The sequence below is a fragment of the Erythrobacter sp. AP23 genome, assembly GCF_001542855.1.
In the GTDB taxonomy this organism is placed as follows: Bacteria; Pseudomonadota; Alphaproteobacteria; order Sphingomonadales; family Sphingomonadaceae; genus Qipengyuania.
In genome coordinates this window covers 286,612-302,185 of sequence record NZ_LNBY01000018.1, presented here as the reverse complement: position 1 = coordinate 302,185, position 15,574 = coordinate 286,612, and the positions used below count along the sequence as shown (strand labels likewise).

The 15,574-nt window shown below is 58.9% G+C and carries 9 protein-coding genes; 5 read left to right on the top strand and 4 right to left on the bottom strand.

Translation table 11 applies throughout. From position 1 onward, the window contains the following. The first annotated feature begins 72 nt into the window (after window positions 1–72). Both ASS64_RS14395 and ASS64_RS14390 read left to right on the top strand, forming a co-directional pair. A complete protein-coding gene (locus tag ASS64_RS14395; protein WP_198147726.1) occupies window positions 73–1,785 on the top strand; it encodes a ShlB/FhaC/HecB family hemolysin secretion/activation protein in 1,713 nt (570 codons plus the stop codon). Between the two features lie 12 nt (window positions 1,786–1,797). After that, a complete protein-coding gene (locus ASS64_RS14390; RefSeq protein WP_067695930.1) occupies window positions 1,798–5,553 on the top strand; it encodes a filamentous hemagglutinin N-terminal domain-containing protein in 3,756 nt (1,251 codons plus the stop codon). A 327-nt stretch (window positions 5,554–5,880) separates the two neighbouring features. On the opposite strand, the gene ASS64_RS14385 is transcribed toward ASS64_RS14390, so the two are convergent. Continuing rightward, window positions 5,881–7,053 (bottom strand): site-specific integrase, encoded by a 1,173-nt coding sequence (locus ASS64_RS14385; RefSeq protein ID WP_067695927.1) that lies wholly within the window; start codon window positions 7,051–7,053, stop codon window positions 5,881–5,883. A gap of 324 nt (window positions 7,054–7,377) precedes the next feature. On the opposite strand from ASS64_RS14385, the gene ASS64_RS14380 reads away from it, so the two are divergent. Beyond that, on the top strand, window positions 7,378–8,601 hold the full coding sequence (locus tag ASS64_RS14380; RefSeq protein ID WP_063506960.1) for an integrase arm-type DNA-binding domain-containing protein: 1,224 nt from the start codon (window positions 7,378–7,380) through the stop codon (window positions 8,599–8,601). 136 nt (window positions 8,602–8,737) lie between these two features. Here ASS64_RS14380 and ASS64_RS14375 read toward each other — a convergent pair whose 3' ends face one another. The 3 genes from ASS64_RS14375 to ASS64_RS14365 form a co-directional block, all read right to left on the bottom strand. Continuing rightward, window positions 8,738–8,932 (bottom strand): hypothetical protein, encoded by a 195-nt coding sequence (locus ASS64_RS14375; protein WP_067695924.1) that lies wholly within the window; start codon window positions 8,930–8,932, stop codon window positions 8,738–8,740. Then, the gene (locus tag ASS64_RS16875; RefSeq protein ID WP_197458270.1) at window positions 8,923–9,474 is read right to left on the bottom strand and encodes a thermonuclease family protein; all 552 of its coding nucleotides are present in this window, start codon (window positions 9,472–9,474) and stop codon (window positions 8,923–8,925) included. Before ASS64_RS16875 ends, ASS64_RS14375 begins: the two co-directional genes overlap by 10 nt. 64 nt (window positions 9,475–9,538) lie before the next feature. Then, window positions 9,539–10,123, bottom strand: coding sequence for a lytic transglycosylase domain-containing protein (locus ASS64_RS14365; protein ID WP_063506971.1), 585 nt, complete (start codon window positions 10,121–10,123; stop codon window positions 9,539–9,541). A 138-nt stretch (window positions 10,124–10,261) separates the two neighbouring features. Between ASS64_RS14365 and ASS64_RS16495 the strand changes: the two genes are divergently transcribed. Continuing rightward, window positions 10,262–11,170: a toprim domain-containing protein gene (locus tag ASS64_RS16495; protein WP_153038146.1), complete on the top strand. Its 909-nt coding sequence runs from the start codon at window positions 10,262–10,264 to the stop codon at window positions 11,168–11,170. 75 nt (window positions 11,171–11,245) lie between these two features. Beyond that, complete coding sequence (locus ASS64_RS14355) at window positions 11,246–15,493, top strand: strawberry notch family protein (RefSeq protein WP_067695919.1); 4,248 nt, start codon at window positions 11,246–11,248, stop codon at window positions 15,491–15,493. Window positions 15,494–15,574 lie beyond the last annotated feature (81 nt).

Sequence of the window (15,574 nt, the reverse complement as noted above, 5' to 3'; positions counted from 1 at the left end):
AAAGGATGAATGCGGGGCACAGGGGTACTGCTTTGCGGAGTCGTGCCCTCGAACTGGAAAAGGTGGGGCAAATTGAATAGCAAGATTTGGGCGGTCGCAGTTTTGGTACTTGCTCCAACCAGTCAGGTCGCAGCGCAGGACGCGGGATCGCTATTGCGAGACAGGGAGCGGGCAGAGGAACCAGATCCTCGCGAGACGCTTGAAGATGAGCAGCTAGACGTTGTGGCGGATGCTGAAGGCGCACAAGTCAGCGGGCCAACCATTGCGATCAGCCAGCTCACGTTTGATGGCCAGAGCGACCTGCTTTCCGAGGAACAGCGCGCCGATCTTCGTCAGCGGGCGGAGCAGCGCGAGCTGGACTTTGCTGCGATCCAGTCGCTTGCCGACAGTGCAACCGCCATGCTGCGACAAAATGGCCACCTGCTTGCCCGCGCCGTCATCCAACCTCAGGACGTCACCGATGGCGAACTTACCATCACCATACAGGCGGGGGCATTGGAAGAGGTGCGGTTCGAGCGATCGGACCGCGCTCGCATTTCACCTGGACTGATCCAAGCAATTGCTGATCGGGGCATTGACCCCAATGCTGTGACCGAACGTGGGCTGGAAAGCGCCCTGCTGCGCATGAACGATTTGCCCGCAGTGCGTGCTCGCTCGCGACTGGTTGCGGGCAGCCAGCCAGGCACCAGTGCTCTGGTGATACAAGTCGATGAAGAGCCGGTATTTCGTGGGGCTGTTTATGGCGACAATTTCGGCAGTCCCAGCACAGGGGAGGTGCAGGGACATGCCCAGTTCGCATTGCTTGGTGCCATCGGCATCGGCGACCGTACCTCGATCAGCGGATCGGTCTCAGATGGCCAGCGATATGTCTCCGGAGGCTTTGAAGCACCGCTCGGCGCATCTGGCCTGAGCCTCGCGCTCGACTACGGCTATCTCGACTACGAAAATATCGACCCGGTTGGGCAGGCGGCAGGCCTCGAAGGCTACGCTCACTATGGCTCATTCGGCCTCGATTGGCAGCTAGTCCGCAGCCGCCGATCAAACGTGAGTTTCTTCGCCTCGGCCAATGGCAAAGTGCTGGTTGATGACTCCATAGCGGGCCGGATCAATGACAAGCGGATATACTCTGGCACCCTTGGCTTCGTTGGCGATGTGCGTGACGATCTTCTCGGCGGAGCCATCACCCAGGTTTCGGTTTCATGGACCTATGGTGACCTCGATCTTTCTCGCACGCCTGCCGCTGAATTTGTTGATGCGCTTGGTTTGCAGACACAGGGCGGGTTTCACCGCGTCAATGTGTCGCTCATTCGCTACCAGAGCCTCACCGACAATCTAACGCTCCTCACTTCGGCTTCCGGCCAATGGGCCAGCAAGAATTTGGATTCAGCTGAGAGCTTCTCGCTTGGCGGACCATACGGTGTGCGTGGTTGGCCGGTCGGCGAGGGGCGCGGCGATATGGGCGTGTTGGCGACCGCAGAGCTCCGTTTTGACGTACTCGGTTTCGATCTGGGCGAATTGCAATTCTCTACTTTCATCGATGCCGGGCGAGTGCAGCTCAATGAGGACAGCTTAGGCGTGCCCAACTTCAACGCCTGCGGCTGCAATAGTTACTCGCTGGCGAGCGCCGGATTGGGCCTCAATTGGCGGTACGAGCGGTTCAGTCTGTCAGCCAGCTGGGCACATGGATTGGGCAGCAATCCAGGGCGCAGCAGCGTCGACGGCACTAATGTAGATGGCGAGACTGACCGCCAGCAATTTTGGATTTCCGGTTCGATCCGGTTTTGAGGGAGGCGTAGCATGATCAAAACCAACCAGATCGCAAAGGCGACCAGCGGCCTCGCAGCTTTGCTGGCTAGCACGACGCTGGCAACAGGCGCGCTCGCTCAGGATCGAGCCTCTGTCGCGCCGCCTGCGATTCCGGCAGAGGCCCCGATTACCATTCGGCAGTTTCCTCCCTCTCCGCCAAGTAACCTGCCGACGGGCGGACGAGTGGTGTCGGGCAACGCGACCATCAGCAGCGACGGTTCGACCATGCGGGTCGATCAATCGACGGATCGAATGATCGCAAACTGGCAGAGCTTCTCGATTGGCGAAGGCTACACCGTGGTTTTCAACCAGCCAAACGGCCAGTCGGTCGCCTTAAACCGTGTAGTTGGGCAAGCCCCCTCGCAGATTCTCGGTGATCTCATTGCCAATGGGCAGGTGTTTCTCATCAACCCGAACGGGATTGTGATTGGTCTTAATGGCCGTGTGGAGACTGGTGGCTTCGTCGGCACGACGCTCGGCATTGCGGGCGAAGATTTTCTCGCTGGAAGTTACCAGTTCACCGGCACAGGCGGCAGCATCCTCAATCAGGGTGATCTAGCTGGCGGTGTGGTGGCGCTGATTGCACCGAGCGTTGTGAATGACGGGACAATCAGCGGCGATACCGCGCTCGCCGCTGGTACTGGTGTGACGCTCGATTTCGATGGCGATGGTCTGATCTCGATTGAAGTCAGCGCATCAGACCTCGCCACCTTGGTCGAAAACAACGGTCTGATTCAGGCTGACGGCGGTCTGGCAATCCTGACAGCGCGTGGGGCCAGCGATGCCATGCGCGGTGTGGTCAACAATACGGGCGTGGTTGAGGCTAGCTCCATCGGTGAGCGCGATGGTCGCATCTACTTGTTTGGCGATATGGATCAGGGCGAAGTGAATGCCTCTGGCACACTCACCGCTGATTTCGTCGAAACTTCCGCTGCCCGCGTCAACATCGATGACAGCCTCAATGTCATCACCAATGGCGGCACCTGGCTGATCGACCCCAACGACTTCACGATTGCCGCAAGTGGCGGGAACATCTCCGGCACCACGCTTTCCAACAATCTGGCCAATGGGAATGTGACGATCACAACTGCCAGCCAGGGCACACCCAATGGCAACGGTGACATCTTCGTCAATGACACCGTCACCTGGTCGGCCAACGTCCTAACGCTCAACGCTGATCGCAGCATCTTCATCAACACCGAGATGTTTGGTAGTGGCACCGCAGGGCTGGCGCTGGAATATGCTCAGACCGATACGGGCGGCGACTATTTTGTGAACGCTCCGGTAAACCTTGCCTCTACGGGCAGCTTTTCCACCAAGCGCGGGTCTGACGACCGGATCGACTATACGATTATCACTGAACTCGGAGCTGAGGGCTCGACGACAAGGACAGATCTACAGGGAATGTCCGGAGATTTGACGGGCAATTATGTGTTGGGTGCGGACATTGATGCTGCTGCCACCTCCTCATGGAACGGTGGAGCAGGATTCGACCCGATTGGCGATGATGGAACCGCGAACAGTTTCTTTTCTGGGTATTTGGATGGCCTTGGACACAGTATCTCTAATCTCTTCATAAACAGACCGGATGAAGACCGTGTCGGTTTATTCAGTACCGTAATCAGCGACAGAAACGCACCAGACCCTATCAGGTCTGGCCAGATGAGAAATCTGATCATTGAGGACGCCAATATAACTGGCAACTTGGGAGTAGGAATTCTAGCAGGCCAGACAGATGCCGATGTTACTAACGTACACACATCCGGGGAAGTGGCGGGCTTGGGCGATATCGGGGGGCTTATTGGGCTTACAAGTGGAGGTGGAAATTCCACTGTTACTGAGGTGCGGAGGTCAAGTTCTAGCGCCGATGTGACGGGGGCATCCCAAATCGGGGGCCTAATTGGAGCATGTTTTTATTGCGAAATTTCGTCGTCTTTCGCCACTGGTAATGTCACGGCTGTTCAGCGCGAAAACTGGCAAACAGAGAGAGCTGGAGGGCTCGTTGGGTTCTTCGGCAGAGGACGAATTGATCAGTCTTATGCGACAGGAGATGTTTCAGGCGAATTGGACGTGGGAGGACTTGTCGGGATCGTTTTTGTATCCCAGTTTACCGGTCGAATTACGAACACATACGCAACAGGAGACGTGAACGGCAGGCAGAACATAGGAGGCTTGGTGGGTCACTTAGTCAATGAAGTCGTGGAAGACAGCTATGCCGTTGGCAGAGTGTCTGCGACTACCGAAGCGGTCGGAGGGCTTTTTGGCCGAATTGGCGCAAATACCGATCTCAACAATTTGTTTTTCAATACGGAAACTACGGGCCAGTCGAATGCATGCGGTGTCGTGGATTTTGCGGGCGGATGCACCGCTAGTGCCCTGACTTCCGAGCAGATGCGCGACAGCAGCATCTTCATAGATGCTGGCTGGGATTTCGACAACGTCTGGACCATTGATCCGAACATCAACGATGGCCTTCCTTACCTCCGTTCGGCTCAGCCAGTTGAGGTCGCTCCGCCGCCTCCACCTCCACCTCCACCGCCTCCACCGCCTCCACCAGAGCCCAATCCGCTCACACTGACATCTGGTATCCAGAGCAGCTATCCGGTGGGCAGCGCCCCGTTCCGACCTACGCTGCAACTGGTTGGCAGTGGCTTCAGCAACGTGACGGAGATCGCCTTCGTCTTCACCGATCCGGCAGGCAATACCGGGACGGTAATCTGGAATGAAGCCAATGGCCTGCTCGACAGCCGCTTCAACGCCACCTCAGACAGCATGGCGACGCTCATGCCTGTCTTGTTAGGCGCGAATGATGTTCCCGGCACCTACAACTGGACCATCTCTATCACCAATGGCGACGAGGTGGTCCTGCGCAACTTCACCGTGGTCTACGCAAGGGCGCAGGTTGAAGAGCCGGTGACAAATGTTGATCCGGGTCAGGATGGCAGGTCCTCACCACTAGGTGATGAGGAGGATGCTGGTTTGATCACCGATGATTTCGATTCCCTGCTGGCGGCCGTAGCGGATTCGGATATCCGCCCAGGATTGCGTGCAATTATCTTGGAGATTTTGGCGATTTATGGAGGTAATGAGGATTTCGACAGTATTTCCGACGCGTTGCCATATGCGAGATTGGCGTTGGCTGCCTACAGTGATGATCCATTCGTCGAGGGGTGGACGAACATTGGCAATTATTCAGCTAATTTAACAGGCTTTCAGGCCACAGTCTTTAGAAACAATACGAACGGTGAGGTTGTGATCTCATTCAGGGGTACTGACAGTATACTTGATGTACTTGGTGCCGATATAACATTAGGATTGCTTCAAATAAGGCAGGCTTACGCGCTCTATTCTTCGGTGGTTGATGAGTGCGGTTGTAGCCCAACGCTAACAGGCCATTCGCTAGGTGGAGGACTGGCTGAAGTGGTGTCGGCGTCTACCGGAGCAAACGCGGTTGTGTTCGATCCTGCCCCGTTTGCTTCTGCTCCGTACCTCCCAGAGCCAACCGAGACTACCAACATCACTGCATTTAGGAACAGTTGGGATCCTCTAACGACGCTGAGCGAAAATTTCCTTGGCGATGCGTCCCTTGCAGAAATTATCACAGTGCGAAACGCAGGACAGCTCTCGTCAGCTCAAGCCGTTGCGACTGGTCAAATTGGTTACAACCACAGCATGGCGAACCTCTTGAGGGCAATGGAAGCCGTTGATCTCGTCAATCAGACACTAAAGGACGAAAATCTGAAATAGACCTGGAAAAAGAATCAACGTGACGATGCCGTAGAGAATAGGTATCAAATATATCGTCTCAAAGGAGTCAGGGTTTCGTAGCAAGTACATTGATGTTCCTAGGAACAGCACCGGCCCAAGTGCGATGAGAAACAATATTATAGTTGGTTGGGAGGTTTCTTGAATTGCACTGAAAAGAGTGACAATCAGGCTGGTTGGTGTCATTATCAAGATGTAAAATGCGATAATAGCATTGCTCTTCATTGATATATTCTAGCAAATATTAGGCGAAAAGTCCCGGAGGTCCGCTTTTCTGTCTCGGTGCAACCAGCCGTCAGGGAGTGCGGTTCATTTGAGTAAGAATAATGCCCACGTTCCCATTAGTTTTTGCCGCCGCTCAAGCCGATCAGAACGCTGATAGGCTCCTACAACACCTGCGTCGACTTGGTGGCCCAGAGCAGCCTCTTTGACCTCAAAAGCCGCGTCTGTCTGTTCCTCGGCCCAAGTGCGGAATGTGGTGCGAAATCCGTGCGGCCTAGCTTCGTAGCCCTCGCGCTTCATAAATGCTGACATAGCCATGTCTGAAATCGGCTTGCCTCGCAGCGCGGGGAACAGGAACTCGTTCGGCGATCGCTGCCTTGCAATTTCCACAACCGCAAGCGCTTCCTCGGTGAGCGGAACGCGATGCTCACGCCCGGTCTTTGTGCGCTCAGGTGTAAGTGTCCACACACCGTCCTCAATCTCATCGAACGTCGCAAGCCGCACTTCGCTTGTTCTTGCGGCGGTCAGGATCAGGAAGCGCAATGCCAACGCAGCGGTGTGCTCCTGATCGCAGAGCCAACGATAAAACTTTGGCGCATCAGCATAAGGCATGGCTGGAATATGCTCGGTCTTGTGCCGCTGCTTACCGAGCAGTGCCCTCGCCTTCATCGTGGCCTGCAAATCGACCTCAAGCCCCAGCGCGGCGGCATACTTGAGCGTCTGCCCAATATGGCCAAGAGACTTGCGAGCCGTCTCGGCTTTGTCGTGCCAGATCGGCTCCAGGGTCTTCTTGATCATGTGCTGATCGATATCCTCGACCGGGATGTTACCAATCTTTGGAAGGACATGATTTTCCAGGAGGCCGAGCCAGCGCTTCACCGCATTGGCGTTCTTGAGCTCGGCCTTCTTGGCCTCGAAACAGCCTTGCGCCGCCTCAGTAAGTGTCACGACCTTTGGGGCCTGACGCTGCCTCGCCCGCGCCACGATCGGATCCAGGCCGTCGCGAACGGCTTTTCGGGCTTCAGCAGCCCGCTCACGCGCCTCTGCGATCGAAACGTCGGGCCAGGGCCCCAAGCCCATCTCACGCCGTTTCCCACGAATGACGAGCCGGACGATCCACTTGCCTCCCTCTTTGGATCGCTTGATCAGCCATAGACCTTGGCCATCAGCGTGTTTGCCTGCATCAAGGTTCTTGGCCCGCATCTGAGTAAGCGCGTTTAACTTCACAGCCCACCTTTTCGCATTTTGGGACTCGAACATGAGAGCCCACCCGATGGCCCACCTTTTGACATGCGAAATTGTGAAAATCAATGTTCAGCTATGTTGGGACAGTTCACACATAGCATTGTGAAATAACGAGAAAAATTCCTAATATGTTCAACTATGTGAAAATCGCTGTGAGTCCTCTTCTGGGCACCATTTGTTCTTCTCACGTTCTCCCAAATAATCTATAAAACCCGCAGAAATCCTAGGGATTTGGCCCTTGGATCGTTCCGGATCGTCCCGCCTGTTCTCGGGGGTTCCAGACACTTTTGTGGGCCTTTTGAGGCCGTTTCGCAAAGGCCCAGATGAAAAGGCCCCCACATGCCGCTGACAGATACTCGCCTCCGCGCACTCAAGCCCAAGGATAAGCCGTACAAGGTAACCGATGAGCGCGGCCTATATGTTGAGGTCACGCCGACCGGCGGCAAACTTTGGCGATTCCGATACCGGATCGGCGGCGCGCAAAAGAAGCTCTGCATCGGCAGCTATCCCGACATCAGCCTCAAGCAAGCGCGAGACGCGGCCTACGAGGCGCGACGAGCTGTTGCTTCAGGGGGCGACCCGGCTTTTGAGAAGCGGAAGCGGAAAATCCGCGCAGAGTTCCTTTCTGCACAGACGTTCGAGGCAGTCGCACGTGAGTATATTGAACAGATGATGGTCCAGAACGGCCGCGCCGATGGCACGATCGTCAAGGCCAACTATTTCCTCGACAAGCTTGCGCCTGCCATCGGGAACCGACCCATCAACGAGATCGAGCCGTTCGAAGTTCTGGCTCCCCTCAAACGGCTGGAAGCCACCGGTAAGCACGAGACTGCGAAGAAATGTCGGTCGTTCGCAGGCCGCGTGTTTCGCTACGGTGTTGCTACCACCCGCTGCAAATCCGATCCGACCAGTATGCTGAAGGGCGCTCTCGTAACGCCGAGAGCCACGCATTATGCAGCAATCCTCGAGCCCACCGAGCTAGGTGGGCTGCTGCGCGCAATCGACGACTTTACTGGCTACATGGTGACGAAGTTGGCCTTGCAGATAGCGCCGCATGTGTTCGTACGCCCCGGCGAACTCCGGCACGCCGAATGGCATGAGATCGACCTCGTCGATGGGGTCTGGAAGATCCCTGCCGGTAAAATGAAAGCGCGCCGAGCGCATGCCGTCCCACTTTCCAAGCAGGTTAGAGGCTATCTCACTGATCTGGCCGAGATGCTCGGCCGCGAAGGATATGTTTTCCCATCTGCGCGCAGCTCCAAGCGTCCCATGAGTGAAAACACGCTCAATGCCGCATTCCGTCGCATGGGATACTCGAAGGAAGAAGTCACCGCTCATGGACTCCGGGCGACAGCATCGACATTCCTGAACGAGTCGGGCCTTTGGAATCCTGATGCGATCGAGCGTGCCTTGGCACATGGCGACAGCAATGTTGTGCGTGGCATCTACCATCGCGGCAAGCATTGGGACGAGCGCGTGCGGATGGCTCAATGGTGGAGCGACTACCTCGATGAGCTCCGGACTGGAGGAAAGGTCATCATGGGGAAGTTTGCGAAGGGTTGATCGGGAGATCGAATTTCTTCTCAGCCAGTGCAGGATTGAAGGCTCAGGACCAGCCCTATCAGGGACACTGACGCGAGCAAGGCGAACTCAATTCTGATGCCCCAGACCTTAAGCCACTTCCGCATCGTGCCGAGCCTCAGTTCGTAGAGCTTTGGCAGCTAAGCTGATCGAACCGTTCAGCAACAGTCTTCCACGTTGCTATGCCAGCCTCGTCCCCTTCGTTGGATAGCCGCTGGATTTGCTGCGCGATATACGCGGTTCCCTCTCCGCCATGGTTCTTTTCGACCCAGAGCGCGACGGCCCACAATTCCTGATCGCGGTTCAGCACCATGGTTCACGTCTCCCGGTCCAGGTTCGCGCCAGGCCTTCGCTGACCAGCTGATCGCCAAGCGAGCGGCCGCCGCGCGTTACAACCCGCAATTTGCGACCGTACTGATCCTCGTCTCTGCTACCGATGGTCCTCAGTTCAAAGGGCCCGCCATTCAGCAATTCGACAAGGCGGTGCGTCGCGCGCATGCCGAGCTGGTATTCATAGTCGCAACGAGGCTCGCTGATCTCGGGAGTGTCGATGTCGGCAATCCGGATTTTCACGCCATCAAGCCAGAAAGTATCTCCATCCACGACGCATGTGCGCCGGACGGATCCGCAGATGTCGAATTGTGGGGAGCTTGCTTGCTGGAATAAAGCCTGAGGCTGCTGATCGTCGTTAGCAAGGCTGGCATCATGGACTGACCAGTTGAGTGCCAGCATCCCTCCAGCAAATACGATCGCGAATGCTCCCAAACCCAACGCGATCTCCTTTCTCAGCTTCCGGCGCTTCTGTGCCTTCAACGCCTTGCGAAAGTCGAACGGCTCACCGGGGGTCTCATTCACTGGCGTTGTCCGTCTTCATTCCGGCACATGATTTCAGACAATAGCCGGAAATCAGGTAGTTTCGTCAATTGTACGTACCAATTGCTTGCCAACGTCCCAACACAGACCGGACATATTGCGGCGTTTCACCATTGTTGGGAATGCCGCGTGATCGGGAGACGGCACCTGGGCCCGCATTGTAAGCAGCCAAGGCCAGGTGGACCGCGTCGAACCGGTCCAACATGTCGCGAAGGTACCTGGCGCCACCGTCGATCGATGCAAGAGGGTCATGACGGTTCCGGACGCCCAGTTCTCGCGCCGTGGCTGGCATAAGCTGAGCAAGCCCGGCAGCACCGGCTGGACTCACAGCCATCGGATTGAAGCGGGACTCAGCCCAGATGAGAGCACGAAGCAGATTGGTCGGAAGCCCGTAACGGCGCTCGGCCTCGGCTATTGCCGCCATATACAGGCCTTCCCGGTAGGATACGTCTGCTGGCCCTGTTTGGTAGATTGCAGGTAGATATTGCCTTGCCGGCTGCTGGTCCGTCTTTGGTGGAACGATCGCGTGCTCGAACAAAGTGAAATCCTGGGCGCGGACCTGCTGTGAGGAGGTCGCGATCATCCCCAGACAGGCGACCGCTATCGCAGTCAGACGATTGAGGGAGGTCATCTCGACTTGTGCTCCATTGATTCGAATCGAAAGAGAACATAGATAGAACATATCCCTGTAGGAAAGCGGCGAACGCCTGCCTTTGGGAGAGGAGAGGAGCGCTGATGAGGGGGCTACTTTGCATGCTGAGGAGCTCGCATGTCCCTGTCTGTCCAAACTCATCCCAACCGGTCGCTTGCCGAGACCGCCCGTCGCATTTGCGAATCGCGAGGGGGCAAATGGTCCGGCACAAAGGGCATGGCCTGTTGCCCCGCGCATGATGACCGCACGCCGTCACTCGGTGTGTCGCTCGGTCGACAGGCTATCCTTTTCCATTGCTTTGCGGGATGTGATCAGCAGAGCGTATTGTCTGCATTGGCGCGTGAAGGTTTCGAGGCACCGGCGCTCTTTTCAGCTTCTGCGACTACCGAAGGTCCCGAGCAGACCAGAACGCGCAAACCCTCGGCGGCAGCGCTGAGGATCTGGCGCGATGCACAGCCACTGCGTGCCAGCCCGGCAAAGGCATATCTGGAGAGCCGCGGCATCCTTGCCGCATCTCCGGCGCTCCGCTTCCATTCACGAACGCCGCTTGGTCCGAAAGGACGAACCCGCTTTTTGCCGGCGATGATTGCGGCGGTCAACCTCGACGAGGGGCCGATCGCCATCCATCGCACTTTCCTTTCGGGCGATGCCAAGGCTGATTTCGACAAGCCGAAGCGCGCGCTTGGCGCGCTCGGTGAAGCTGCTGTTCGTCTCTTCGCTCCGGCCTCCGGCCTGCTCGGCCTTGCTGAAGGGATCGAGAGCGCAATGTCGGCTTATGCTCTTACCGGCATCCCCGTCTGGGCGACCCTGGGCAATGAGCGCTTCGGTCTCGTCAGCGTGCCTGAGAGCGTGACCGAGCTTCACCTCTTCGTCGATCACGATGCTGGCGGCGAGCTGGCTGCGTCGCGTGGCCTGGCCGCTTATGCCCGCGATGGGCGGACGATCCACGTTCGCAAACCATCCTCACGCGACACCGACTGGAACGATGAACTTACAGCATGGCTGCGCCGCAAAGCGGCGCGGTAGAGGAGAGAGAGCTTCTCGAATTCCTGATCCGGCAGAGGGCGTGTCCCGATGCCCCCATCAGGAGGACGAATTGCCATGTTTCAATCAGACCTGTTTCCCGCCGGCGAGCAGTTGCCGTCCATGCCCTTGGCCTATGCCATCGGCACCCGAGTTGCCGCGCTTCTTGCTTCGGGACGTCATCTTACCCGTACCGACATTTCCGGGCTGTTCGCCGAGGAGACTGGATCTTTGGACTGGGGAAGCGCCTGGACCATCGCTGACTACAATAACGCGGTCGAGATCGGCGCACTGCTCTGGTTGCGAGAGTCCTCACGGATCGATCTGGCGACGAACGTGCATGAAGCCGAAGCGCGGTTCGACTGGCTCCAAGCTGCCTTTCCGCCGCGGCATGTGCGCAGCGAAGCACAGGTCGAGCTCCAGCAGTTCTCGACCCCGCCAATGCTGGCCTGGCTGATGGCGAAGGCCGCAGCTGGCTGCGCGCAAGACACGCTCCTCGAACCGTCCGCAGGCAATGGTGCCCTTGCTCTTTGGGGCAGCGTCCAGAACGCTTCGCTGCTCCTCAACGAGATCGATCCGGCAAGACGAGACGGTCTGGCCCACGTCTTCCCCACGGCCACCATCACTGCGCATGACGGGGAACTGATCGCCGACTTGCTTCGCGGCCCTGTTCCGTCTGCCGTGCTGATGAACCCGCCGTTCGCTCACAGCCTGGAACGCGGCAAGGACGGTGAGACCGCTATGCGTCACCTACGCGGTGCAATCCGGGCCGCTGCTAATCGGGCGAGGATCGTCGCCATTATGCCTGAAGGCTTCGACGCCTCCGCCTTCGCCAAGGAACAGGACGAAGCATCGCTGCTCCTCGATGTTCGCCTGCAGCAGATGTTTCGCCGGACAGGGACGGGGATCGCTGTTCGCCTGGTTGTGTTCGACAAGACGCCGACTGCGTCCTCGCCTGCGATCACCGGAGATACTGCCGACCTCATCTCGCTCCACGAGCTTATCACTGCGCTTCCGCCACGCATACAGACCTCCGCCAACATCCACCGCCTGCCGCTCGGCAAGCCAGTGCGCCTCGTTGGCAAGACTTCGGCCCAAAGCGCGCCGGTTCGGCCGGTGGCGCCGTTCGCCGCGACACCAGCAGCCACGGCGAATGCGATCGACCTTGCCTATTCGGTCCTCGCCGACCCCGCGCCTGTGCCCGAACAGGCAGGCATCTACCTGCCTTACCGGCCCAGCCGCATCGCGTTCGAAGGCGCTCCGGCCCATCCCACCCCGCTCGTGGAATCGGTCGCCATGGGTTCGGTCGCGGCACCGCAGCCCGATGTTTGCCCGCGCCTTCCCGCATGTTGGCAGGCCGATGGCCTGCTGTCCGAAGCGCAATGCGAGACACTGGTCTACGCTGCCCAGGCATTTGCGCGCGATCTTCCGGGTCAGTTCAAGGTGAGCCAGGAAGGCACCTCGCTGGAACTCTCCGAGGACGGACACTCCTACCGCCAAGGCTTCTTCCTCGGCGACGGAACCGGAGCGGGCAAAGGACGGCAGATCGCCGCGGTCATCATGGATCGCTGGCTCGCAGGCGAGCGCCGACATGTCTGGATCACCAAGAACGAGGCGCTGCTCGAAGATGCACGCCGCGACTGGGAGGCGCTTGGCGGGCTGCCGCTCGATCTCCAGCCGCTCTCGCGCTGGAAACTCGGCCAGCCCGTAACGATGTCCGAAGGCATTCTCTTCGTCACCTATCCAACGCTGCGCTCGGGCCGCGCCGAGGATACGCGGCTCGACCAGATCCTTGCCTGGGCGGGCGAGGATTTCGACGGTGTGATCGCCTTTGACGAAGCCCACGCGATGGCCAATGCGCTTGGGGGCTCTTCAACCCGCGGCAAGGTCAAGGGCTCCGAACAGGGCATGGCGGGCCTCAGGTTGCAAAACCATCTCCCACGCGCCCGCGTGCTCTACGCGTCTGCCACTGGCGCTTCGGATATCGCCAACCTCGGTTACACTTCCCGCCTCGGCCTTTGGGGACCCGAGACCGCCTTTCCGACCCACGAGGCATTCATGACCGAGATCCGCGCTGGCGGCGTCGCGGCGATGGAGCTCGTCGCCCGTGATCTCAAGGCCCAGGGTCTCTATCTTGCCCGTGCGCTGTCCTTCGCCGGGGTCGAGTACGAGATCCTCGAACACAGCCTGACCGAAGCGCAGATAAAAATCTATGATGCCTATGCTGATGCCTGGGCGATCATTCACCGCAACCTCGAAGCTGCGCTCGAAGCAACCCGCGTGGTCGACGAGGACAGCGGCGACACGCTCAACCGCAATGCCAAGGCTGCGGCGCTATCGATCTTCGAAGGCACCAAGCAGCGCTTCTTTGCCCAGCTCCTGCTTTCGATGAAATTGCCGAGCCTGATCCCCGCGATGGAAGTAGCGCTTGGCGAAGAGCATTCGGTTGTCGTGCAGCTGGTCTCGACCGCCGAGGCCATGCTCGACCGGCGCCTTGCCGACCTTACCGTGGAAGAACGCGAAGCTCTCGATATCGATCTGTCCCCGCGTGAATACGTCATCGACTACCTTACGAAGAGCTTCCCGATACGATTGATGCAGGTCTTCGCCGACGAGGACGGCAATCTTCGCTCCGAGGCGATGAGCGACGGAGAGGGCAATCCCGTTTTCTGCCCGCGCGCCATTGCTGCGCGCGATGCGCTGATCGAACAGCTTTGCGCACTGCCGCCCATCGCCACTGCGCTCGATGCGATTATCGAACATTTCGGAACCGACGCCGTGGCCGAAGTCACGGGCCGGACCCGCAGGCTTGTCCTCGGCCGCGATGGTGAGCAGCGCCTCGAACGGCGTAGCCCCAGCGCCAATGTCGCCGAAGCGCAAACCTTCATGGAAGGGACCAAGCGCATCCTGGTCTTCTCGGATGCGGGCGGCACGGGGCGTTCCTATCATGCCGACTTGGGCGCCAGGAACCAGCAGCGCCGGGTTCACTTCCTGCTTGAACCGGGATGGCGCGCCGACAACGCCATCCAGGGCCTTGGTCGCACGAACCGCACCAATCAGGCCTCAGCCCCGCTGTTCCGCCCGGTCACCACAGATGTGAAGGGCGAGCGCCGGTTCATCTCGACTATTGCGCGAAGGCTCGACGCTTTGGGCGCGCTTACGCGCGGCCAGCGCCAGACCGGCGGACAGAACCTGTTCGACCCGGCCGACAATCTCGAAAGCGATTATGCGCGCGACGCGCTCAGCCGCTGGTTCCAGCTGCTCTATGACGGCAAGCTCGAAGCCACCACTTTCGGCCACTTCGTCGAGCGAACGGGCCTCCGTCTCGAAAACCCAGATGGGGGACTGACCGACAATCTCCCCACGATCCAGCGCTGGCTCAACCGCATCCTCGCGCTGCCGATCGCGCTCCAGAACGCCATCTTCGATGAATATCTTGGCCTCGTCGAAGCGCGGATCGAAGCCGCGCGCGAGGCCGGAACGCTCGATCAGGGACTGGAAACCGTGAAGGTCGATCGTTTCACGGTCCTCGCCGATGAACTCCTGCGCACCGACCCCGTGACCGGAGCGGAAACCCGCCTCGTCTCGCTCGAAGTGACGAGGCACCTGCGGCCTCTGCGCCTGCAGCGCCTGCTACGGATGCACGAGATTGGCAGCCCGCACGCAATCCCGATGCGCAATGCGCGCTCGGGCAAGGTCGCGCTGTCGATACCAGCCCGGCGTCTCATCGCCGACGACGGGGAGGTGATCGAACGTCGGCGCCTGCTGCGACCGCTCAAGTCCGCGAACTGGACGCTTGAGGCACTGGGTGAAAGCCACTGGGAAGAAACTGGCGTCACCGCGTTCACGAGCGCCTGGCGTGCCGAGGAAGAAGAGGCTGGCGCTTCACCGGTGACCGAGCGCGTCCATCTCGCTACCGGGCTGCTGCTCCCGGTCTGGAAGCGCCTGTCTGGCGATCATGTCCGGGTCACCCGGCTCGTTGCCGAGGACGGCCAGTCGATCATCGGACGTGAAGTGCTCGATGTTGATCTCTTTGCGATTTCCAAAACCTTTGGCCTGTCCGGGGTTACCGGACCATCGGCAGAGCAGATCGGCGACCTCGTCCTCGCAAGCGGAAAACCGCTGGGCCTCGCAAGCCATGATCCACTTACCGTGAAGCGCTCGTTGGTCGGCGGCGAACAGCGCCTCGAACTGACTGGCTTCTCGCCCGATCGGCTCGACTGGTACAAGAACAAGGGCTGCTTCACCGAGATTATCCGATACCGCACGCGGCTGTTCGTGCCAGTCTCCGCAGCCTCGTCGGTCCTCCCCGCGCTTGCCGCCTGATCCCTCGGGCAGACCCCAATCTCAGAATGAGAGTGGAGGGAGCCCTTTGGGCTTGTGGGCCTCGTGATCCTCACCTGCGCC